Here is a 22,695-nt window from a genome sequence, read left to right as displayed (position 1 = left end):
TGCGCTACCGCCAATATAAAATGCCGATATATGCACCAAATCCTCCAGTTTTTATCAATTTATCGAAAAATTTTAGATAGGAAAATAGTTTTTTTCTTCGACTGGTGAACAGCCCTTATCTCACTCAATTCCTCGCCAAGATATACGTTTTTACGCGGACTATTGTCCAAAATCGACCTAATCTGCCGCAATTGTAGTTTCCCCAAGTGCTCGTCCGAGAACGCCGGGGTATAGTACAGGCAATCATCAAAATAGTAGTGCGTCACCTGAGACCAGCGCGTCAGGCGCCTGTCAGCCTGGGGGCTGCCGCCATGCAGCAGGTTGGCCGCCCAGATCAGCGCCTGGCCCTTGCGGGGCAGGAACGTTTCCGGCGCTACGCCTTGCGCCTCGACCAGCGCACGCCAGGCTTGCGCATAGGGATCCTGCGCAGAATTGAGCGGGTTGCCATAGCCCCGCCGCCCGACAAGCGCGTTGCTCATGATCGGCCAGCGGTGAGAGCCGGGATAATAGAACAGAGGCCCGGCATCCGGCCCAATATCTTCCATCGCCAGCCACACCCCACACATGAAGCGTTCGGGAACGCTGGAAAAATGCACGATGTCGGTGTGCGCTTCCTGTTGCGTACCCACGGGAAAGTTCAACGTCTGGAACGGGAAGGCCCGGCGCCCGTAAAGCTTGCCCAAAATATCCAGGACAAAGGTATTGGCGGCAATGGCGCGAACATCCTCGTCGAACATCCAAGCGTCCTGCACGCGGCGTTCGCCGATCGTCTTGTCGCTAAGCGGATCAGCCAGATCGATGCCGTAGCGTGGACCCAGGTTGGCTTTGAGGCGCTCGATCCGTGCGTCCAGGTCAGCATCGACAAAATCGAACACCGCATAGCCACGCTCGTGCAGGGCAATGGCAATGCGCTCTTCCTCGGGCGACAGGTTCAGCGCCGCCCGTTGCGCCGGAAACAACGGTGACTCGACCAGAGGCATACCGGGAAGGGGGTTGTTCACGGATCAACGGCTCCTGTGAGCTTGGCTGGCTGTTCTAGGCAGCACGCCTGGATTGCACAACGCCTAGCCTGTCATAAAGTTACTGGCCTCTTCTCGTCTGCCAATTTTTTATCAGTTACTTGGTGGAAAAAGACCACCTCCGGAGTTTGCAGGACGTTCCGGCAGCACCGGGCAGGCGGGCCGGCCTGCGCTACAGCCCGATCGAAAACTGTTCGCTGGCCCGGCTCAACTGCGGATGATGAAACGGATCGACGATCACGTTGGTCTGCCACAGGCGTTGCAGCGCCGAGAGTTCCCCGGCAAAGCGGGCCGCGCCGATAGGATCCCGATCCAGACCACGCGACACGGATTCGTGATGAAAGAGCGTCGCGCGTGGCTCATAGAAGGACTGCCAGCCCTGCGCATTGAGGCGCAGGCACAGATCGACATCGTTGAACGCGACCGCAAAGTTCTGTTCGTCAAGGCCGCCCACGGCCAGGAAGCGGTCTCGTGCCACAACCAGGCAGGCCGCCGTGACGGCGGCGGTGAACTGCGGCAGATTGTGCCGCTGGAAATAACCGGCCTGCTCGGGCCGGAGGAAGCGATGGGCATGGCCAGCGGCATTGCCCACGCCGATCACGACGCCGGCATGCTGAATGCGCCCATCGGGATAGAGCAGTCGCGCGCCGACCGCGCCGACGTCGGGACGGAGAGCCGATGTCGCCATGATGCGCAGCCAGTCGGGCTCGATGATCTCGATGTCGTTGTTGAGCAGGCAGATCAGCGTGCCGCGCGCCGCGTCCACCGCACGGTTGTTGATTGCCGAATAGTTGAACGGGCCGGAGTGCCGGATCACGCGATATCGCGGTGCCTCCAGACTTGCCAGATAGGCGAGCGTTTCCTGATCGTCGCTGTCGTTATCGACAACGATGATTTCCAAGTCGGGATAGTGCGTCTTTTCCAGCCCATCCAGGCAGGTGCTGAGCAGATCGCGCCGATTGCGGGTGGGAACGATGACCGACAGCGAAGGCAATTCGGGATGCAGGGCCAGCGGCCGTGCCGGCACGGCCGGGCTTGGCCTGACGCGGCGGTGGTGCAACACGGCCCGCAGATGCAGAGGTGCCACCGGGGAGCCTGCGGCCTGGCCCGATACCAGCCGTTGCGCCCAATCGGCCCTGTCCGCCACGGCGGACAGCGCATCCCGTCCCGCGCGAACGATGCACGCGCCGGTCAGGTAGTCGAAATGCTCGAACAGGGCACTGTTCCAGTCCGGCTTGAAATGCGGACTGTCGCGGAAGCGGCCTTTGAGGAAAACATCGTCATCGGCATAGATCACCCGGGCCTTGGTTTCCGCCATGGCCGCCCGATATGCCGCAGCCGTTCCCACTGCGACGGTGTCGCCTACCAGGGCCGGCATGATCCAAGGATCGGCCTGCCAATCGATGGCCGCCGCCACGTCCGACAGGCTGGACGAATGCGCACCGCCAACCTGGAAAAACGGCAAGCCTTCGGCGCGTAGGCTGGCCTGGGTGCGGGCCAGCAACGCCGCATCCCCCGGGTCATTATTGGTGCCTGCATCGATCAGAGCAATGATCGGGCGGGCGGGATCGGGCAAGCTAGCCTGTCGCGCGGCGCGGTCCGCATGCATCGCCCACAGGCGATAGGCCCGTGGCGACATCGCCAGCAGCGGCGCCATCTGCCCACGCGCGCGCACCTTCTTGCCCAGTACGCGCCATTTGAGCGCCACCATATAACGTCGTGGCGCGGCGCGAAGCGCATCGAAATGCACCTGGCCGGTCAGCCACAGACTGGCAAGACGTGAAAAGCCGGCTCGATCCGGGGGGATCGATCGATCAAAGGGAGCATCGATCAAATCCGCCATCAGCTTCTCCGCCGGGCTCTGCAACGGTCGACAATCATCGTCATGGCCCTCGTCCAACCGCCCTTTCCTTTGCCGACCGTGCGCAACAAGGTCCAGAAGTCTGGGCCGATGGTGGTGGTCTCGTCCAACCCCCGGTAGATTTTCCAGAAGCGATCGACGCCCAAGGCCCGGGGCATGTTGAACACGCCGTGATAACCGAACGCGGTTTCCGGCCGGCTGGCACGCTCTGCCGAAAACTGGTCTGCCAGCGCACGGGGAGCAAAGCGCATGCCCTGCTGTTCAAGCCGCGCGCGATTCTCGCGGCCGATCGCCAGATCCTCGGGATGAAGCGGCGTGAATCCGGCCGCGCGGCACGCTTCCATCAAACGCCGGCTGCGTAGGGAAAAACCGCCATTGCCAACATCGTATCCATCGCCAAACTGTGGCCAGCTCGCCCCGACATAATCGTAGGACAGGAACGTGTCCTGCCAGCGCTGCGCGTCCAGCACATGGCCATCCCATTGGACCACCAGGCAATGGCTGGTCGTGACGTGATCGACCAGGGCATTCAGCATGAAATCCGAATACGCGCGCGAGGAGCGCAGCGGCGCGATCGGCACGCGAGTAATGCGCGCATCGTCCACCTCGATAACCTTGTCGGTCAGCAGCAGGCACTGGCCGAAATCTATCTGATCGAGGCAGGTTTGTAGCGCCCAAATGGTGGATTGCAGATTGACCGAGGTTACCGCACACAGCGTCACCTGCGGCAAAGACAAGTTCGGCATCGACACGTCAGCCCCTGCGCTGCACCAAGGATGCCAACCCGCAGGTCACCACAAGCGGACCGATCCAGTCGACCCACTGGTCCAGCTTGGGCCACACGCGCAAGTCCAAAGGCCCCCACCATGGCATATTGGCGCGCAGGCCATGGCCGAACAGTTCGATCCAGCGATATTCCGCCTGGGCAATTTCGCGGCCGAGGAAATAGGCGGAGCCGATGGCCGCCCCCAGCCACCAGCTCCCGCCCAATCGGCGAACGAGGAGCTGGATGGCGAGGGCCGCCAACGGATGCTCGAAGTAGTTCATGGCCGCGCAACGCGCGAGGCGGGCTACGGCTCCCGGCGCCCCCTCAAAAAACCTTCGCCACCTCATAGAACACCGCGCCCACGAAGGCCGAGGCGGGGATCGTCACCAGCCATGCGATCACGACGCGCTGGGCGACGCTCCAGCGCACGGCCGAGGCGCGGCGGGCGGCGCCGACGCCCACGACGCAGCCGGTGATGGTGTGCGTGGTGGAAACGGGAATGCCAAAGGCGCTGGCGGCGAAAAGCATGATCGAGCCGCCGGCCGAGGCGCAGAAGCCCTGGTGGTGCGAGAGCTTGGTGATGCGGCTGCCCATCGTTTCGATGATCTTCCACCCGCCCGACAGCGTGCCCAGGCCCATGGCGACATAGCAGGACAGCACCACCCAGCCCGGCACATGGAACGTGCCGCCCAGCAGCCCTTGCGAATAGAGCAGCACGGCGATGATCCCCATGGTCTTTTGCGCGTCATTCGCGCCATGGCCGATCGAATAGGCGGCGGCGGAAAGCAGGTGCAGCTTCTTGAACGCCCCTTCGGCGGTGCGTGCCGATGTCTTGGCAAAGGCCCAGGACGAAAGCAGCATCAGCAGCATCGAGACGACCAGGCCGATCACCGGGGAAAGCACGATGGCCGAGGTGGTGGAGGTGACGCCCTTCCAAACGATCGCATTGGTGCCGGCGTGCAGCGTGCCGGCGCCCAGCAGGCCGCCGATCAACGCGTGGCTGGAAGACGAGGGGATGCCGCGCCACCAGGTGATCACGTTCCAGGTCATCGCGCCGACCAGCGCGCCAAAGATCACCTGCGGGGTGATCACGTCCTTGTCGATGATGCCCTTGCCCACCGTTTCGGCCACTTTCAGGCCGAAGGTGAAATAGGCGGCAAAGTTGAAGAACGCGGCAAACAGCACGGCCTGAACCGGGGTGAGCAGCCGGGTAGACACCACCGTGGCAATCGAATTTGCCGCGTCGTGGAGCCCGTTGATGAAATCGAACGCCAAGGCCATGATCACCAGAGCGATGATCAGGGGCAGGGCCACGGCCACATGGTTCATGAAACGTAGTTCCTCAGGCCCAGAACATCAGGCGTGGTCGATGACCAGGCCGTCGATCTCGTTGGCGACATCCTCGAACCGGTCCACCACGCGCTCGAGGTGGCTGTAGATCTCGCGCGCCACGAAGAACTGCATCGGCGCGGTCTGCCCATGGGCCTTGAATGCCTTGGACAAGCCTGCATCGTGAATCTCGTCAGCCTTGCCTTCCAGGCGGACCAGGCGCTCGGTCAGTTCATGCAGGCGCGCGGCGTTGGCGTGGATCGAGCGCAGCAGCGGCAGCGCTTCGGCAATCACGCGTGCGCATTCCACGATGATCGCGGCCATGTCGCTCATTTCCTGCTCGAATGCCGAGACTTCATACAACGCGATCGCGTTGGAGGTCTGGTGCATCTGGTCGATCGAATCGTCCATCGCGCTGATCAGCGAAGTGATCGCGCCGCGATCGAAGGGCGTCAGGAACGTGCGACGCACCGTCACCAGCACTTCGCGGGTGATCGCGTCGGCGTCGTGCTCGCGCTCGGCGATCTCGCGCACATGGTCGGCCATGCCGGCCCCGCCCTGGAGCAGCCGCGCCAGCGCATTGCTGCCCGCGATCAGGGTTTGGCCGTGCGCCTCGAACAGTTCGAAGAAGTTGCCCTGGCGCGGCAACAGGTTCTGGAACCAGTGAAACATGCCCAGTCTTTCTTTCACGTGGCCCAGGCTGCGGACCAGCGGTGCGGTTGTGGCAAGGGCCCGGAATTCCGTGGCCCGGAAGCTGCGAATCAATGCCTGCAGGTCTGGCTCGTCCACCGCATCGGCGGCGGCAGCAAGCGAAAACCATTGGCGCTTGCGTTGTTCCCCTTCAGCCCAGCGCGGCAGTTCATCGGTCACGGCCAAGGGAAAAACCTGGACCTGGACCATGACCGCCGCGCCCGAACGCAGGGTCTTGCGATATTCGAAACGGCCCAGCGCTGCCGGGCAGACGGCCCCGATCACGCCGGCCTCTTCCTCTGCCTCGCGCGCGGCGGCGGCATGGGCGGCTTCGTTCTTGCCGAAGTTGCCCTTGGGAATGATCCAGCGCCCTGTCCCGCGCGAGGTGACGAGCAGGACTTCGATGGGGGCGGAAAGGCCATCACCGATGGTGCGATAGGGCAAGGCGGCAATCTGGCGAACGGGACGCACTCCGGCAGGACAAAGCTATGCGGGCGCTAGAGGCTGCACGGGTGTATCGTCAAGAATTGGTCATAACCCCCCGTGCGATTTGTCGGCGGCACAAGCCTGCCAGGCCAATTCTGCTCCAGCAGGGAAATGTTGCAATTGCGTGGCACTCCCCTCCCCCGCTGGTGCATTTCGCGAGATCAGACGCTACACGTGGGCGCCATGCGGGTGCTGATCGTGGAAGACAATGTGCGGCTGGCCGATCTCGTGGCCGATGCGCTCGCGCGCAGCGGGATCGTCTGCGATGGCGCGGCCAGCCTCGATGCCGCCGATGCCGCGCTTGCTCTCGCGCAGTTCGATGCGCTGCTGCTCGACCTGGGCCTGCCCGATGGCGATGGCCGTGCTTGGCTGCAACGGCGCCGCGCCGGCGGCCTGGCGCTGCCGGTGCTGGTGCTGACCGCGCGCGGCGGGCTGGACGACCGCGTGGCCGGGCTGGATGCAGGGGCCGACGATTACCTGGTCAAGCCAGCCGAAACCGCCGAGATCGCGGCCCGCCTGCGCGCCCTGCTGCGCCGGCCCGGCCCCCGCGCCAGCGCCGTGATCGAAGTGGGGCCGCTGGTCTTCGACACCGCCACCCGCCAGGCCAGCATCGCCGGCACGCGGCTGGACCTGGCCCGGCGCGAGGCCGACCTGCTCGAACTGCTGATGCGCGGTGCGGGCAGCGTGGTGCGGCGCAGCCAGATCGAGAACGCGCTCTACAATTTCGACGAGGCGGTTTCCCCCAACGCCGTCGATGCCGCCGCATCGCGCCTGCGCCGCCGGCTGGAGGAAAAGGGGCTGGGCGCCATGCTCCACACCATTCGCGGCCTGGGCTACCTGCTGGAAGACCGCCGGTGATGCCGGCTGAAAGAACCGGCATCGGCAGGGGCTCGATCCGCCTGCGCCTTTCGGTGGGTTTGGGCATCATCTGCGCCTTTGCCGTGGCGACGTTGGTCTTCACCCTGTTCTGGGAATACGACATCACGCCCGGCGACCTGACCGGGCCCGACCACAGCGCGGCCTGGCGCGAAGTGCGCGATCACGTGATCCTGCCGATCCTGGTGCTGATCGTGCCCACGCTGATCGCCACGACCTGGGTGATCGACCGCGCGTTGCGCCCCCTGGCGCGATCGGCCCGCACCATCGCCACCACCCCGGCCCAGCGCGGCCTGCGCCTGCCGCACGAGGAACTGCCGGTGGAAGTCGCGCCGTTCGTGGGATCGATCAACGACCTGCTGGCTCGGCTCGACAGCGTCGCTGCCAGCCACGAAGCCTTTGCCGCCGACGTGGCGCACGAATTGCGCACGCCGCTGGCGATCATGGCGATGCAACTTGACAGCCCCGACGCGCTCGACCGCGCGCATCTGCGGCGCGAGATCACCGCGATGCACCGCCTGGTCGACCAGCTTCTGCTGATGGCGCAGATCGAGGCCGAAACCGCCACGCCGCAACGCGCCCAGGGCTTTTCGCTTACTGCGGTGGCGGAAGACGTGGTGGCCACGCTGGCGCCCCAGGTGATTGCCCAAGGGCGCGAAATCGCGCTGGACGAACCGGCCGGGCACTCCCCTGCAACGGTCTGGGGCCATCGCGAGGCGGTGGCCGCCGCCTTGCGCAACCTGGTGGAAAACGCCGTGCGCGTCACGCCGCCTGGCGGGCTGGTGCGGGTGGCCGCCGGTCCCGGTGCCTGCCTGCACGTGACCGACGAAGGCCCGGGCTTGGCGCCCGAGGCGCTGGCCAGCCTCACCCGCCGCCACGCCCGCGCCGATCACGCCAGCCGCCAGGGCGCCGGGCTGGGTCTCAATATCGTCGAGCGGATCATGGCCGCCCACGGTGGCACGCTGTCCAGCGACGCGGGCCGACGAACGCTGACCCTGCGCTTTCCCACCCCGCAATCACGCGGAGGCCACGCTTCATAAAATTGTCGCGATTTGTCGTATTCGCGTGCCGTCAGGTTTTCGTCAGGCCGGCGCGATAACCGGGCGTGATGAACAGGGCAATTCACAGGGCGATTCTGGGCGGCGCGGCCGCATTGGCATTGGTGGCCGCAGGCGGCTGGTGGTTCACGCGCGCGCCGGCCGAGCAAGCCGCGCCCGCCCCGGCAGCGCCGCTTGCCGCCAATGGCCTGCTTGCGGTCAATCCGGCCAAGGCCGCGGCGCTGGGCATCGCCACGGCCTTGGCCCGCCCGGCCGGCGAAGTGCCCCTGGCCGAACTGCCCGCGATGATCGCCCCACCCGCCAATGCCCGCGTGGCGGTGGCCGCCACTCTGCCCGGCACCGTGTTGCGCACCCTGGTGGTGGAAGGCGATGCGGTAAAGCGCGGCCAGGCCCTGGCCGTGGTATCCAGCCGCGAGGTCATGACCCTTTCGGCAGACCTGGCGCGAGCCCATGCCCGTGCCGGCGTGACGCAATCGAGCGCGGCGCGACTGGCGCAATTGAGCCGCGAAGGCATCGTGGCGGGCGCCCGCGCCGACGAAGCGCAGGCCCTGGCCGCCGAAGCCGGTGCCGACGTCAGCGAAAAGGCCCGCATCCTGGCGCTGGTCGGCGCGCGAGGCGGCAGCGGCACGTACACGCTGACGGCCCCGATCGCCGGCCGCGTGACCAAGGCCGATATCCAGGCCGGCATGCCGGTGGATGGCACCACGGCACCTTTCGTGATCGACGCGGCCGGCCGCTATGAAGCCACCGCGCAAGTGCCCGAGCGGCTGATCGGCCAGGTTCGCGTGGGCCAGACCGTGCGCCTGGGATCGGTTGCGGGAACCGTTACGGCAGTGGGCGGGGCGATCGATCCTGCCACCCGTTCGGCCACGCTCAAGGCACAATTGCCGGCCGATCCCGGCATCGTGGCCGGGCGCGTGGGCGCGCTCACGGTGTGGGGCCCGGCAGCGGGTGGCGCGGTGGCGGTGCCGGAAGATGCACTGACCACGGTCGGCGCGGATGACGTGGTCTTCGTCGCCACGCCCCGCGGCTACCAGCGCCGCACCGTGCATCGGCTGGGCGCGGCCGATGGCCAGATCATCCTGAAGGACGGCGTGCGCGCAGGCGAAGCCGTGGTCGTTGCCGGCACCAGCGCTCTGAAAGCGCTGGCCGAAGCGAACTGAAAGGCGCCGGCCCATGCTGCGCAAGCTCGTCGCGCTCTCGCTGTCGTATCGCCTGCTCGTGCTGGGACTGGCCCTGGCGGTGGCCGCGCTCGGCACCTGGGCATTCCTCGGCCTGCCGGTCGATGCCTATCCCAATATCGCGCAGACCCAGGTGAAGATCATTCTCAAGGCGCCGGGGATGACGCCCGAGGAAGTGGAAAGCCGGGTGATCACCCCGATCGAAACCGAAATGCTGGGCATTCCGGGCCAGGCTGTGCTGCGCTCCACCGCCAAGTATGCGATTGCCGACGTGACGATCGATTTCGTCGACGGGACCGACATCTATTGGGCGCGCAACCAGGTGGCAGAGCGGCTTTCAGGCGTGCTCGCCGATCTGCCCTCTTCGGTCAGCGGGGGGATGGCGCCGATTTCCACGCCGCTGTCCGACGTGCTGATGTTCACGATCGACGGACCACTTTCGCTTCAGCAAAAGCGCGAGCTGCTCGACTGGACGATCCGCCCCGCCCTGCGCACCGTGCCGGGCGTGGCCGATGTCAACGCGCTGGGCGGCTATGTCCGCACATTCGAAGTGCGCCCCGATCCCACCGCGCTGGCCGCCGCGCACCTTTCGATCGCGCAGATCAAGGCCGCGATCGAAAGCGGCAACCGCAACGATGGCGCCGGCCGCCTGGTGACGGGCGAGGAAGCGCTGATCGTGCGCACCGTCGGCGCGATCCAGACCGAGGCAGACCTGGCTGCACTGGTGATTGCCAATCCCGAAGGCCGCGTGCTGCGCCTGGGCGACGTGGCCAGCGTGGGCACCGGCAGCCTCACCCGCTATGGCGCGGTGACGCGCGGCGGCAAGGGCGAGGCGGTCGAAGGCCTGGTCATCGCCCTGCGCGGCGCCGACGCGCAAAAGGTGGTGGCCGGCGTGAAGACGCGGCTCACCGATTTGCAAGCCAGCCTGCCCGCCGGCACCACCATCCACACGTTCTACGATCGGTCGGACCTGGTCAGCCGCGCGGTGTTCACCGTGGAGGAGGCGCTGATCGAGGCAACGATCCTGGTGATCGTGCTGCTGGTGCTGTTCCTGGGCGATTGGCGCGCGGCGGCGATCGTGGCGGTCACGCTGCCGATGGCGGCGCTGATCACGTTCCTCTTGATGCACCTGTTCGGCCTATCTGCCAACCTGATGAGCCTTGGGGGCCTGGCCATTGCCATCGGCATGCTGGTCGATGGCGCAGTGGTGGTGGTGGAAAACGTGGTGGAGCGGCTGGGCGAAGCGCGCGAGGATGGCCTGCCCCGCCTCAACCAGGTGTTCCGCGCTACGGCCGACGTGATCGTGCCGGTTTCGGCCGGCATCCTGATCATTGCCCTGGTATTCCTGCCGCTGCTCTCGCTTCAGGGGCTGGAAGGCAAGTTGTTCGCGCCCGTCGCACTCACCATCGTCTTCGCACTGGCCGGTTCCTTGCTGCTGGCACTCACGCTGGTGCCGGTGATGGCGTCGTTCGGCCTCCGCCAAGGTCACCATGGCGATCCCTGGATCATGCGCTGGCTGACCCCGCGTTATCGCCGCCTCCTCGATGGCGCCTTTGCCCGCAAGGGCCTGGTCTATGGCCTTTCGGCCGGTGGCCTGGCGCTCGCCGTGCTGGCCTATGGTGCCGTCGGCAAGACCTTCATGCCCACGATGGACGAAGGCTCGGTCATCGTGCAGCTGACCAAGCTGCCCACGATCAACCTGGCGCAATCGACCCAGGTGGACATGGCGGTGCAGCGCGCGCTCAAATCCGTGCCCGAAGTGGCCGACGTGATCGCGCGCACCGGCACCGACGAGATCGGCCTCGACCCCATGGGCCTCAATGAAACCGACAGCTTCGTGGTGTTGAAACCGCAATCGGAATGGCGCGGCAACAAGGATTTCGTGGTGGACCAGTTGCGCCGCGCCACCGATGGCCTGCCCGGCGTGGAAACCACCTTCACCCAGCCGATCGAAATGCGCGTCTCGGAAATGCTCACCGGCGCACGCGGCGACCTGGCGGTGAAGATCTTCGGGCCCGACACGCGCGTCCTGGCAGACCTTGCCACGCGCATCCAGGCCACGCTCAAGGGCGTGCGCGGCGCCAGCGAAGTGCTGACCGTCGCCAACGACAATGTCGATTACCTGCAATTGAATGTCGATCGCGTGGCCGCCGGGCGGCTGGGCATGCCGGTGGACCAGTTGGAGGACACCCTGCGCGCGGCGGTGGAAGGCATGCCGGCCGGCATCGTCGCCCAGGGCCAGCGCCGGGTGCCGATCGTGATCCGGGGTGAAGACGCCCTGCGCAGCGACCCCACCCGCTTTGCCGACATGCAGATGCTCACCCCATCGGGCGCGGTGGCCCGCGTGGCCGATATGGCACAGGTTTCGCGCACGGCCGGGCCGGTGAAACTCGATCACGAAAACGCCTCGCGCTTTGCCCTGGTGCAGGCCTTCGTCTCGGGGCGGGACCTGGTGGGCTATGTCGACGATGCACGGGCCCAGGTGGCGCAGCGCGTACCGCTGCCCGCGGGCTATCGCATCGAATGGGGCGGCCAGTTCGAAAACCAGCAACGCGCCGCCGCGCGGCTCATGCTGGTCATCCCGATGGCGCTGCTGCTGATCTTTGGCGTGCTGCTCGCCACGCTGCGCTCGCTGCGGGCTTCGGCGCTGATCCTGGCCAACATTCCCTTTGCCATGGTCGGCGGCATCGTTTCGCTGTGGGTGTCGGGGGAATATCTCTCGGTACCGGCCTCGGTCGGGTTCATCGCGCTGCTCGGCATTGCCGTGCTCAACGGGCTGGTGCTGGTCGCCTATTTCCGCCAGCTGCGCGAGGAAGGTATGGCCCTAGCCGAGGTGGTGCGGCTGGGCGCGCAGCGCCGCCTGCGCCCGGTGCTGATGACGGCCAGCATCACCGCGTTCGGCCTCGTGCCGCTGCTGTTTGCCAGTGGGCCGGGCTCGGAAATCCAGCGCCCGCTGGCCATCGTGGTGATCGGCGGCCTCGTCACCTCCACGCTGCTCACCCTGGTGCTGCTGCCGATCCTCTTCGCCCGCTTCGGGGAAAGCGCGGCCGAGCGTGCCGAAACCGGACGATCAAGCCAGACCGACATGCCGGCGGAGGCGCACCATGGCTGACCTGCTGTTCACGTTCCATTGCGCGCGTGGCGACGCGGAAAGCCTGGCCCTGGCCCTGCGCGGCCTGGCCGATGCCCCGGTGCATTGGCAGGATGAAGTCGTGCTGGGCCACGATTACGCCGACGCCGGCACCGGCGAACAGGTCGAAGGCCTGCTGCGCCGCACCGCGCTCACCCTGATCGTGCCGGAAAGCCGCGCCACCGCGCTGGTCGATACTGCCCGCGATGCGCGCTGCCGCGCCCCGGTGCGCTGGCACGCGGTTCCCGTTCACTCCCAGGGCAGGATCGCCTGATGCGCCGCTTGGCCTCTCTCTTCCTCGCGCCGGCCCTGCTGTCCACGACAGCCCTGGCCGCGCCGGTGGCCGAAACCCCGCCGCCCAACCTGCCGCCCGAAGCCACGGTGGTGGCCGCGCTGGACAATCACCCCACCGTCGCGGCCGCCGGCGCGCGCGTTGCGGCGGCACGCTCGGCCGCCACCGCGCTGGCCAGGGGCAGCCATGAAGTGCTGATCTCGGGCACGATCCAGGCGCGCGACGTCACCAACGAGCGCCGCTACCAGGAATTCGATGCCCAGGTGCTGCGCCCCATCCGCCTGCCGGGCAAGGCCTCGCTCGATCGCGAGGCTGGCGCCCTGGGGGTGGACGTGGCGCATAACCGCATGGAAGACAGTCGCCACCAGGCCGCCCTGCTGCTCTCGCAACTGTGGTTCGACTGGCTCACCGCAGGTGAGCTCTATCGCGTGGACCAGGCCAACGTGGCCGTGCTGGACGAGGCGCTGGCCGCCGTCACGCGGCGCCAACAATTGCGCGATGCCGCCACGCTCGATGTGGACCAGGCCCGCGCCGCGCGCGACCAGGCCCAGGGCACCGCAGCGATGAGCGCGGCCGACATGGCCCAGGCCCGTGCGCTGCTCGCCGCCAATTTTCCCGATCTGCCCCTGCCCGATTCGCCACCGGCGCTGGGCGATGTGCCCACCCCGGCCAACGATCTGGCCACCTTGCGCGATCTGGTCATCGCCCGCAGCCACGAGATCGGCGCGGCCGACCGCGAGGCGGCGCGGCTGGGCACCCTCGCCCGCCGCGCCGAACGCGACCGCACCGCCGATCCCAGCGTGGGCTTCCGCGCGTTCAGCGAGCGCAGCGGGATGGAGCGCGGCGGCGGGCTGGTGCTGCAGATCCCGCTGGGCGGCGGTTATCGCAAGGCCCTGGCCGAGGAAGCCGGCGCCCAGGCCAGCGCCGGGCTGCTCGATCTGGCCAACGTGCGGCGCGAGGTGGAGGCAATGGCCGATGGCGATCTGGTCAACGCCCGCGGCCGCCGCGCCGCCTGGGAAGGGATCGCCGCTTCGGCCCGTTCCACCGCGCAAGCCGCCACGCGCACCGCGCGTGGCCAGCAACTGGGCGCGATCGACCTGGCCGATGCCCTGCTCGCCCGCCGCCAGGCGCACGAAGCCGCCCGCCTCGAAGTGGCCGCGCGCAGCGAGGCGATCCGCAGCCTGATCAAGCTGGAAATCGATTCCCACGTCATCTGGGCGGACGAGGACACCGACGAGCATCCCTCGTGAACCTTTGCCGCATGCGCTGTCCCGCAACGGAGCAGCGCTTTTGCAGTATGGTTAGCGAATTTGACTCGCGTGCCGGCACCGGCTTGGAAGGGCAAGTCCGATCGCCCCCGCATATTGGAAGCCGCTGATGAACACCCTGCCCCTGTTTTCCCTGCCCCGGCTCGCTTTCGCCGCCCTCGTGCTGGGCGCGGTTCCCGCCCATGCCACCGGCACCTTGCCGCCCGCCGCCCTTCCTGCGGTGGAACTGGCACCCCCGCCGGCCGGCGTGGTCCTGGCGCCGCCCCGGCTGGTCCGGCATGGCGATCACCTGGCGGTGGTGACGATGGTGCGCCAGAACGTCCAGACCGCCAAGGTGCAGCAGGGCCAGCTTATCGCCCGCTATCGCGCCAGCGGCGCCAGCGCCGAAACCGTGGCCCAGGCGCGCTGCGACGCGCACCGCTGGCAGGAAGCCTGCACCGTGGCGCTCACCGGCCTGGGCGGCGCCAGCCCGGACCGGATCACCGTGGCGTTCCAGCCCCGCGGCTGAGGTGCCGCCGGCGCGGCGCGCGCCCTGCATCATTTCTGACGACGTCCTGCAGCGCGGTCCGGTCTTCCGGGCCGCGCTACGCATTTGCGGCTAGTTCCGCTCCCAGCCTTTCTCAAGACGGTTAATTCTAGACAGCTGCCCAGCGACGCACGGCCCCTTCGCACGTCAGCCATGCGTAATATTCCGAATTAAATTCGTCCGTTTTTGTATCCGTCACGGCCAACCCACTTCGTCCAGCATGGTAAAGAATCATGCCTGACAGCGGCCTCATGCGGATCCCTTGGGAGCAGACCACATGAAAATCGCTTCGCTGCTGCGGCTATCCTCGTCGACTCTGGCCGCCAGCCTCGCGCTGGCTTCGGGCGCGCAGGCCGCGCCTTCCAACACCGTCACGGTTGTCGATGGGTCCGACGCGGCGGGCGTGATCGTGGCATCGGGCGCCAGCCAGACCGCCGGCAGTGCCGACGGCACCACCATCTACACCAATTTCTTCACCGAAGGCGGCGCGGGCAGCGGCGGCGGCGGTGGCCTGGGCGGCGTGTTCTTCGTGGACCAGGGCGGCACGCTCACGCTCAACAACGTGCAGTTCAAGAGCAACACCGCCAAGGGCGGCGAAGGCGGCGGCATCGCCGTGGCGCAGATCGCACCGGTCGTGGTGCCGCTGGCCAATCTCACGGTGGAAGCGCAGGAAACCTCGATCCAGCAAGCCACGCCCACGGTCACCAAGGTGGGCGGCACCTATTACATCACCGGCGTCACCATGTCGTCGGCCAACGGCATGCTGGGCGCGGGCGCCACGGTGCAGATCAAGGGCACCGAAAGCACCGGCACGATCGCAGCGGTCAATGGCGCTGCGGTAACCTTTGCCGGCCAGGGCATAGCGGTCGACGCGTCGCATGTCGCGGCCGTGAGCGGCGGCACCGTCAGCTTCAGCGGCGCTGCCACCAGCAGCAACGTGGTGGACGTGAGCAGCAGCCATTTCACCCCCAGCCAGCTCGGCATCGGCATGGCGGTGGTGGGCGATGGCATTCCCGCCGGCACCACCATTACCGCCGTCACCTATGGCACCAACAACGCCGTCACCAGCGTCACGCTGTCCAACGCCATCGTGCGGGCCGATCCCGGCCAGGCCAGCCAGGCAGCCAGCTTTGACGTGATCGGCGCCGGTGAATACCAGGCCTCGCGCTTCAAGAGCGTGACGGCCAACAGCATCCAGGCCACGGGCGTGAAACTGGCCGGGTTGCAGGCGGGCATGCAAGTCACTGCCGCGCGGTTCGACGGCAGCACCTTTACCACCTCGATCCAGTCCATCGCCAGCGACGGCACGATCACCTTTGCCGATCCGGTGGATGGCATGTCGGGCTTTTCGGCCAGCACCGCAGGCGGCACTGCCGGATCGAACGTGATCCGCCTGTCGGGCGCCAATGCCACGCTGGCCGTGGGCATGACCGTGACCGGCACCGGCATTCCCGATGGCACCGTGGTGCTGGCGGTGGATGGTGGGGTCATCACCCTGTCCAACCCGCTCAGCCAGGCGTCGGTCGATGCCATTGCCGATGGCAGCCTGTTCCTCTCGTTCGGCAAAGTCATTTCCAGCGGCAATTCCACGCTCACCCTGGCCTCGACCGCCGGGCTCAAGGTGGGGATGCTGATGACCGGCGATGGCGTGCCGGAGAATGCAGTGATCACCGCGATCAACCAGGTCACCGGCGTCGTGTCGTACCGGATCGATTCCTCGGCCAGCTCGCTCAACACCGGCGGCGCGATGAACGGGCTGGTGGCCGCAGGCAGCGGCAGCACCGGCGGCAATGGCCAGGGCGGCAGCATGTACAACACCATCTTCCACGATGGTGAAGGCGTTTCGGGCACCAATGGCTATGATGCGGGCGCCACGCCGACCGGGGGCAGCGGCGGCAAGGGCGGCATGGGCGGCAACGGCACGCGCGGCCTGCCCTACAACATGGACCTGATGCTCTCGTTCGCCAGCCAGGTGATCGATATCAACGCCGATTTCGTCGAAGCGGCGGCCGAAGGCGCACCTGATCCGCTGCCCAAGCCCACGGTGGCGGCGGCCAAGATCGCTAACACCGTGCAAAAGATCGTCAACGTCATCCAGACCGGGGTGGACCTCGTCAACTGGCAGGTGGAACTGGGCCTGGGCCTGGTGGCCCACGGCGGCGATGGCGGCTCGGGCGGCGCCGGCGGCGATGGGGATACCTTCTTCGGCGGCGGCCAGGGCGGCGCGGGCGGCAGCGGCGGCGATGGCGCCACGGTGCGCACCGATGGCGGCGCCGGCGGCGATGGCGGCGATGGCGGCGCGGGCGGCTTTGGCGCGGGCGGCGGTTCTGGCGGTGCCGGCGGCGCGGGCGGCTGGGGCGGCAATTCGGCCGATGGCGGCGATGGCGCGGGCGGCACGGCCGGCTTTGGCGGCGGCGTGGGCTCTTCGGACGATGGCACCGGCGGCGGTGGCGGTTCGGGCTATGGCGGGGCGATCTTCGTGCGCACCGGTGGCAGCCTCAACATCACCGGCAATGCCCTGTTCGAAAACAACGCGGTGCTGGCCGGCTCTTCCAACAACGGCGGCGAAGCCGGGCAATCGGCCGGGTCCGATCTGTTCATGATGAAAGGCAGCATGGTCACGCTGGCGCCAGGCGCCGGCCATACCATCCGCTTTGAAGGCACGATCGCCGATGACAGCGCCGCCTCGATCGGCGGGGCCAGCTATGCGCCGGGCGCGGGGGCAGACATCCACGTCACCGGCGGCGGCCTGGTGCAGTTCCTGGGCGCCAACACCTATACCGGCAACACTTACATCGAAGGCGCCACGCTCCAGGCCGAGGATGGCCAGGGCATCAACACCAACAGCCATATCCTGTTCAACGGATCGAGCACGATCGGGGCAGACCTGTCCAACGATACCGCCGGCGTCCTGCTCACCTCGGGCACCATGGTGCGCCGCGTGGGCAGCCTGCCGCACCAGCTTTCGTGGTCGGGCAGCGGTGGCTTTGCCGCGGGGGACGATGGCCTCACGCTCAACTTCGGCGCGCTGACCAGCACCACCGGCCAATCGTTGACGTGGAACGCGGGCGGCTTCGTGCCGGTCGATGCCACGCTGCTGTTCGGTTCGGACTATGGCACCGGCGTCGTCACCCTGGTCAACACGGTCAATCTGGCCGGCCTCAACGGCCGCGTCGCGGTCTATGACAATGCCGACGCCGATAGCGATGCCGCCGTGCTTTCGGGCGTGTGGCGCAATGGCACGCTGGAAGTGAACGACACCAGCTATGCCGGCACGCTCACGATGACGGCGCAGAACAGCCTTGATGGCGTAACCCTGCACAACGGCCTGCTGGAAACCACGCTGGACGGCACGAGCGGGCGCCTGATGAATGCCACCAGCGGCGGGTTCGTGACGATTTCGGGCGGCACGCTCAACCTGCGTGTCGCAGAAAAGCTCACCACCGTAACCGTGGCGCAAGCCGGCACGCTCAATGCCTATGGCACGGTTTCCACCGGCGCCATTGCCAACGACGGCGAGATCACCTTCCACGCGGCAGCGCAGACCGGGACCATCGTCAACACCGGCCTGCTCGCTTTCCTGGGCGGCGCCACCACCGGCACGATCACCAACGCAGGCCTGCTTGGCCTGACCGGGGGCGACAGCGCCACCGGCAGCGTAGTCAACAGCGGCTGGATGATTGCCACCGATCACCTCAGCGTCAACGGCAGCTTCACCAATGTCGATGGCGGCCTGTTCCACATGGTGGGCGATATCACCACCTCGGGCCGTTTCACCAACGACGGCGTGATGGTCGTGGTGGGTGACACCGATGGCGATGGCGCCGAACTGGCCGCCGTCCGCCACCTCGTCACCACCGGCTTCCAGGACCCTACCGGCGTGACCCAGCTGGGCGGGATGAGCGGCACCGTGGCCAACACGCTCGATCTCGATCAATCGGGTGACAGCACTTATGCCGGCGTCTTCATCGGCGCAGGCAGCCTGATCAAGCGCGGCGCGGGCTGGCTTACCCTGACGGGCGAAAACAGCTTCACCGGTGGCCTTGCCGTGGCCGCGGGCGGGATCGACACCACCGGCGGCGGCACGCTGGCCGATAGCCTGGCGGTTACTGTGGCAGACGGGGCCGCGCTGCGCCTGGGCACCACCGACAGCTTTGCCGCGCTCGACAACCAGGGCGAAACCACTGTCACCGCCCCCACCACCATCACGTTGGACGATTATGCCAACAGCGGCCAGACCACCGTGGACGGGCGCCTGATCGTCAACCACCTGGCCACCAACACCGGCCTCACCCTGATCGCCACCGATGCCAGCGCGTGGATGCAGGATCTGGTCAATGCCGGCGGCACGGTGCGCAACCTGGGCACGCTGGCCGTGGCCGCCCGCATCGAAAACCAGGCCGAAGCCCTGCTCGATCTTGCCGCAAGCAGCCAGACCACAGCGGCCACGCTCGACAATGCCGGGCTGGTCCAGCTCGATGGCACGCTCGGCGTTTCGGGTGCGATGACCAGCAGTGGTACGGTCCTCGTCAGCGACCAGGCCGGCGCCGTGCTCGGCAGCCTGGAAAACAGCGGCACGCTGCACAGCGATGGCTTGCTCGATGTGGCCGGCCTGCTCGGCAATACCGCCACCGGCACCATGCAACTGACCGCCAGCGCCAGCACTTATGCCGGCACCCTGGGCAATGCCGGCAATTTCAGCAGCGCCGGCATGCTGTTCGTTGACGGGATGACCACCAACGAAGCGACCGGCACCATGGCCTTCGCCGCCACCGCGCAGACCGTGCTGAGCGGCCTGGCCAATGCCGGCATCATCACCGCCGAGGCCGATATCCGCGACTATGGCGTCTATACCCAGGATGCCGGCAGCCTCACCACCACGCGCAATCTGTTCGTGGGCACGTTCTCGGGCGCGGGCGGCGCAGTGCACCTGGGGGTCGGCGCCTATTTCGAAGTCAACCAGGAAGCCGATGGCACCTATTCCGGCGTGGTCGATACCGCGCGCCGCGAAGACGGCACCGGGGCGATCTTTGCCAAGTATGGCACCGGCACGCTGACCCTGGCGGGCGGCCCGCAAAGCTTTTCCACCTGGAGCATGGACCTGTGGAACGGCACCGTGGCGGTCGATGGCGATGACACGCTCGATCACGCGCTGCGCGTGTCGATCGACCAGGCCGCCACGCTGCGCCTCGACAATGGCAACCAGACGATCGGCTGGCTTTCGGGCAATGGCACGATCGCGCTTGGCGCCAATACGCTCACCGTGGACCAGGCGGCAGACACCACCTTTGCCGGCGTGATCGGCGGCAGCGGCAACTTTACCAAGACCGGCGATGGCGAACTGTTCCTGACCGGCGCCAACACCTTTACCGGCACGCTGGTGGTCGATGGCGGCACGCTCAACACCTTTGGCGGCGGCACGCTGGCCGATAGCGCCACGGTCAACGTGGGCAGCGCGGGCACGTTCGTGATCGGCACCGATGATGCCATCGCCGGACTGACCAACGCCGGCATGGTCCACGTCGCGGCCCACAGCACCGTGACCACCATCGCCAACAGCGGCCAGGTCAACGTGTGGGATCACCTCACCCTGGGTGACCTGGGTTCGAACGGAGAAGACGGCACGATCGCGATTGCCCAGGGCGCCACGCTCGATGGCTATGGCCTGCAAAGCTATGGCACGGTCTACAACGATGGCACGCTGGACCTGTCGCTGGGCTTCGGCAACGCCGGCACGGCCACGTTCTCGGCCGGATCGGTCAACCATTTCGGCGCGCTGGGCAACCTGGGCACGATCACCAGCGCCGCCGATATCGTGGTGACGGGGCAGACGGTCATGGCCGGCGGATCGATCACCACCACGGCCAATTATGCCACGGGCACGCTTTCGGGCAGCGGCGGCGCGTTCCACCTGGGCGCGGCCAGCGTGTTGACCATCAACCAGACCGAAGATGCCACCTTTGCCGGCAGCATCGATACCGCGCGCAACCCCGATGGCAGCGGCGCCGCCGTGGTCAAGACCGGCAGCGCCACGCTTACCCTGGCCGGCGGAGCGGGCAGCTTTGCCCCGGCCACCCTGGCGATCATGGATGGTGGCATCACCGTGGCGGGCGCCGACGTGCTCGACCATGCGCTCCAGGTCTATGTCGCCACGCCGGCACGCCTTTCGTTGACCGGCGGGGACCAGACGATCAACAACCTCACCGGCACGGGCACCCTGGCGCTCAACGGCAATCACCTGATCCTGGCCAATGGCGGCAACTTTGCCGGCACGGTGACGGGCGCGGGCGATGTTGCGCTCGACAGCGGCACGTTCAACCTGGCCAACACCATCACCTCGGCCTCCGGCACGTTCCAGGTGCAGGACGGCAGCACCATGAACGTCTTGTCCAGCGGCACGCTCAATGCCCCGCAAGTGGCCGTGGGCGGCGTGATGAACCTGACCGGCACGGTCAATGCCACCGCCACCACGGTGGACGACGGCGGCACGCTGCACCTGGGCAATGCCAATGGCAGCGCCGGCGGCACGCTCAACACCACCACGCTGGTGGTCGATAACCAGGGCACCCTCACGGGTGTGGGCAGCGTGGGCGGCAGCGCCCAGTTCGGCGGCACCAGCACCGGCACACTGGCACCGGGCAATTCGCCGGGCGTGATCCACTTCACCAATCTGGCGCTGGCAAACCACGCCGTGGCGGTGATGGACGTGGAAGGCGCCGCCGGCGCCGGACTCTCGGCGGCCGATGGCGGCTATGACCAGGTCGTGGTTTCCGGCACGCTGGCAATCGATCAGGGCGCCAGCCTGCAAATTGCCAACAGCACCGGCTTCACCCTGGCGCTGGGCCAGAAAGTCACGCTGTTCCGCTTTGCCCCCGGCGCCGTGTCCGGCCATTTCGGCACGGTCAGCAGCGCCATGGGCAAGGCCGTGGCGTTCAACCTGGCCACCGGCACGCTGGTCGGCCTGGGCGATTATACCCCGGCCAGCTTCGAAGCCGCCTTGGGCAAGAACGCCAACCAGAAAGCGATGGTCGAACAGTTGCGCGTGGCTTCGGCCGGCGGGGTCAACCAGTATTACGGCGGCCGCCTGATCGAATACGCCGCCACCGCACTGGGCAGCGGCAGCAACGCCGATGCCGCCGTGGCCAGCGTCTTCGCCAAGGCTTCGCCCGAAGCCTATGCCGGCCTGGCCCAGCATCTGCGCGTCTCGCTGCTCGACAACCTGCTCGATCTTTCGGGCTATGACATGGTCGACAAGCCCAGCTTTGCCGTCACCGGCGGGTTCGGCACCGGCCAGGCCAAGGGCCGCGATGGTGCGGGCTACAGCCGCCTGGCCAGCACCGACCACCGCTTCAACCTGGGCGTCGCGGCGCAAGTGCCGTTTGCCCGCGCGCAGTTCGGCTTCACCCACAGCGACGGCCATGTGTCCACCGCGCTCATGCGGGGCGATGCCAAGGGCGATCAGTACAGCTTCGGCGTCTCGGTGCCTGTCACCCACGATGGCGCGCTGCGCCTGACCGCTCGCGCCGCCTTTGCCGACTACACGTTCAAGGGCACGCGCGTGACCAACGCAGGCACGGCCAGCTTCGGCGATGTCCACGGCTCGTCCAGCCTCTATGGCGGTGGCCTGGAATATCGCCGCGTCACCGGCAAGCTCTCGCTCGACCTGACCGGGGAAGTGCTGGCCATGGTCAACAAGGTCGATGGCTTTGCCGAAAGCGGCGCCCCCACGCTCGACAGCCTGGCCGTGGCGGCCCAGCGCGACGCGTTCACCGCGCTTTCGGGCGGGATCAAGCTGGGCTATCGCCTGGCCCCGCGGGTTCAGGGCTTTGCCAACGTTTCGGCCGTGCAGGATCTCGACAGCGGCTTGCCCGCGGTGCAGGCCCGCGTGGCCGTGGAAGACACGCTCTTCACCGTGCACAACCCTGGTTTTGCCCGCACCCGCGCCAAGCTGGGATTGGGCGGACAGATCGACCTGTCCGACGCGATCAGCTGGACGTTCGAAGGCAATGTGGGCACTGCTTCCAGCTATGGCGGCAAGACCGCGCTGACGATCCGGTTCTGATCGTCCTTAGCCGGAACGCGCGTTTCGGCACTGTCAGGCGGCAGCCCCCGATGCCGTTTCCCGATGGGCCGCCGTGGTTCTCCTGCCACGGCGGCCTTTCGCGTTGGCGGCATGTGCATGTGCGAAAAAATGTGCGCCTTGTTGCAATGCA

The 22,695-nt window shown here is 67.1% G+C and carries 14 protein-coding genes; 8 read left to right on the top strand and 6 right to left on the bottom strand.

What is annotated here, in order from left to right:
• Positions 1 to 59: 59 nt before the first annotated feature.
• The 6 genes from FHT19_RS01740 to FHT19_RS01715 form a co-directional block, all read right to left on the bottom strand.
• A complete protein-coding gene (locus FHT19_RS01740; protein WP_248290230.1) occupies positions 60 to 1,001 on the bottom strand; it encodes a phytanoyl-CoA dioxygenase family protein in 942 nt (313 codons plus the stop codon).
• Between the two features lie 190 nt (positions 1,002 to 1,191).
• On the bottom strand, positions 1,192 to 2,862 hold the full coding sequence (locus tag FHT19_RS01735; protein WP_169473611.1) for a glycosyltransferase family 2 protein: 1,671 nt from the start codon (positions 2,860 to 2,862) through the stop codon (positions 1,192 to 1,194).
• On the bottom strand, positions 2,862 to 3,602 hold the full coding sequence (locus tag FHT19_RS01730; RefSeq protein ID WP_348981775.1) for a DUF5672 family protein: 741 nt from the start codon (positions 3,600 to 3,602) through the stop codon (positions 2,862 to 2,864). The genes FHT19_RS01735 and FHT19_RS01730 overlap by 1 nt, the downstream gene beginning before the upstream one ends.
• A gap of 31 nt (positions 3,603 to 3,633) precedes the next feature.
• Complete coding sequence (locus tag FHT19_RS01725; RefSeq protein ID WP_169473607.1) at positions 3,634 to 3,927, bottom strand: hypothetical protein; 294 nt, start codon at positions 3,925 to 3,927, stop codon at positions 3,634 to 3,636.
• A gap of 43 nt (positions 3,928 to 3,970) precedes the next feature.
• Positions 3,971 to 4,975, bottom strand: a complete 1,005-nt coding sequence (locus FHT19_RS01720) for an inorganic phosphate transporter (RefSeq protein ID WP_169473605.1) — start codon at positions 4,973 to 4,975, stop codon at positions 3,971 to 3,973.
• Between the two features lie 27 nt (positions 4,976 to 5,002).
• Positions 5,003 to 6,136 carry a DUF47 family protein gene (locus FHT19_RS01715; RefSeq protein WP_248290228.1) on the bottom strand — a complete coding sequence of 378 codons (1,134 nt, stop codon included), beginning with the start codon at positions 6,134 to 6,136 and terminating at the stop codon, positions 5,003 to 5,005.
• A 198-nt stretch (positions 6,137 to 6,334) separates the two neighbouring features.
• Between FHT19_RS01715 and FHT19_RS01710 the strand changes: the two genes are divergently transcribed.
• The 8 genes from FHT19_RS01710 to FHT19_RS01675 all read left to right on the top strand — a co-directional run bounded on the left by FHT19_RS01710 (position 6,335) and on the right by FHT19_RS01675 (position 22,544).
• On the top strand, positions 6,335 to 7,009 hold the full coding sequence (locus FHT19_RS01710; RefSeq protein ID WP_169473603.1) for a response regulator transcription factor: 675 nt from the start codon (positions 6,335 to 6,337) through the stop codon (positions 7,007 to 7,009).
• Positions 7,009 to 8,067 (top strand): ATP-binding protein, encoded by a 1,059-nt coding sequence (locus FHT19_RS01705; RefSeq protein ID WP_169473601.1) that lies wholly within the window; start codon positions 7,009 to 7,011, stop codon positions 8,065 to 8,067. The genes FHT19_RS01710 and FHT19_RS01705 overlap by 1 nt, the downstream gene beginning before the upstream one ends.
• Positions 8,068 to 8,135: 68 nt before the next feature.
• On the top strand, positions 8,136 to 9,248 hold the full coding sequence (locus FHT19_RS01700) for an efflux RND transporter periplasmic adaptor subunit (RefSeq protein ID WP_169473599.1): 1,113 nt from the start codon (positions 8,136 to 8,138) through the stop codon (positions 9,246 to 9,248).
• Between the two features lie 13 nt (positions 9,249 to 9,261).
• On the top strand, positions 9,262 to 12,378 hold the full coding sequence (locus tag FHT19_RS01695; protein ID WP_169473597.1) for a CusA/CzcA family heavy metal efflux RND transporter: 3,117 nt from the start codon (positions 9,262 to 9,264) through the stop codon (positions 12,376 to 12,378).
• On the top strand, positions 12,371 to 12,670 hold the full coding sequence (locus FHT19_RS01690; protein WP_169473595.1) for a DUF3240 family protein: 300 nt from the start codon (positions 12,371 to 12,373) through the stop codon (positions 12,668 to 12,670). Before FHT19_RS01695 ends, FHT19_RS01690 begins: the two co-directional genes overlap by 8 nt.
• Positions 12,670 to 13,938 carry a TolC family protein gene (locus FHT19_RS01685; RefSeq protein ID WP_169473593.1) on the top strand — a complete coding sequence of 423 codons (1,269 nt, stop codon included), beginning with the start codon at positions 12,670 to 12,672 and terminating at the stop codon, positions 13,936 to 13,938. The genes FHT19_RS01690 and FHT19_RS01685 overlap by 1 nt, the downstream gene beginning before the upstream one ends.
• 127 nt (positions 13,939 to 14,065) lie before the next feature.
• Positions 14,066 to 14,464, top strand: coding sequence for a hypothetical protein (locus FHT19_RS01680; RefSeq protein ID WP_169473591.1), 399 nt, complete (start codon positions 14,066 to 14,068; stop codon positions 14,462 to 14,464).
• 295 nt (positions 14,465 to 14,759) lie between these two features.
• Positions 14,760 to 22,544, top strand: coding sequence for an autotransporter-associated beta strand repeat-containing protein (locus FHT19_RS01675; protein WP_169473589.1), 7,785 nt, complete (start codon positions 14,760 to 14,762; stop codon positions 22,542 to 22,544).
• The last annotated feature ends 151 nt before the right edge of the window (positions 22,545 to 22,695 follow it).

The sequence above is a fragment of the Novosphingobium sp. SG919 genome, assembly GCF_012932495.1.
In the GTDB taxonomy this organism is placed as follows: Bacteria; Pseudomonadota; Alphaproteobacteria; order Sphingomonadales; family Sphingomonadaceae; genus Novosphingobium; species Novosphingobium rhizosphaerae.
Note: the sequence above shows the minus strand (reverse complement) of the source record. Positions and strands in the feature narration are given on the sequence as shown.

What these genes read in the sequence shown, in the direction of transcription:
- FHT19_RS01710 (WP_169473603.1), top strand. Translation starts at nt 6,335, where the DNA reads ATGCGGGTGCTGATCGTGGAAGACAATGTGCGGCTGGCCGATCTCGTG.
- FHT19_RS01720 (WP_169473605.1), bottom strand. Translation starts at nt 4,975, where the DNA reads ATGAACCATGTGGCCGTGGCCCTGCCCCTGATCATCGCTCTGGTGATC.
- FHT19_RS01705 (WP_169473601.1), top strand. Translation starts at nt 7,009, where the DNA reads ATGCCGGCTGAAAGAACCGGCATCGGCAGGGGCTCGATCCGCCTGCGC.
- FHT19_RS01685 (WP_169473593.1), top strand. Translation starts at nt 12,670, where the DNA reads ATGCGCCGCTTGGCCTCTCTCTTCCTCGCGCCGGCCCTGCTGTCCACG.
- FHT19_RS01725 (WP_169473607.1), bottom strand. Translation starts at nt 3,927, where the DNA reads ATGAACTACTTCGAGCATCCGTTGGCGGCCCTCGCCATCCAGCTCCTC.
- FHT19_RS01695 (WP_169473597.1), top strand. Translation starts at nt 9,262, where the DNA reads ATGCTGCGCAAGCTCGTCGCGCTCTCGCTGTCGTATCGCCTGCTCGTG.
- FHT19_RS01675 (WP_169473589.1), top strand. Translation starts at nt 14,760, where the DNA reads ATGAAAATCGCTTCGCTGCTGCGGCTATCCTCGTCGACTCTGGCCGCC.
- FHT19_RS01735 (WP_169473611.1), bottom strand. Translation starts at nt 2,862, where the DNA reads ATGGCGGATTTGATCGATGCTCCCTTTGATCGATCGATCCCCCCGGAT.
- FHT19_RS01690 (WP_169473595.1), top strand. Translation starts at nt 12,371, where the DNA reads ATGGCTGACCTGCTGTTCACGTTCCATTGCGCGCGTGGCGACGCGGAA.
- FHT19_RS01680 (WP_169473591.1), top strand. Translation starts at nt 14,066, where the DNA reads ATGAACACCCTGCCCCTGTTTTCCCTGCCCCGGCTCGCTTTCGCCGCC.
- FHT19_RS01700 (WP_169473599.1), top strand. Translation starts at nt 8,136, where the DNA reads ATGAACAGGGCAATTCACAGGGCGATTCTGGGCGGCGCGGCCGCATTG.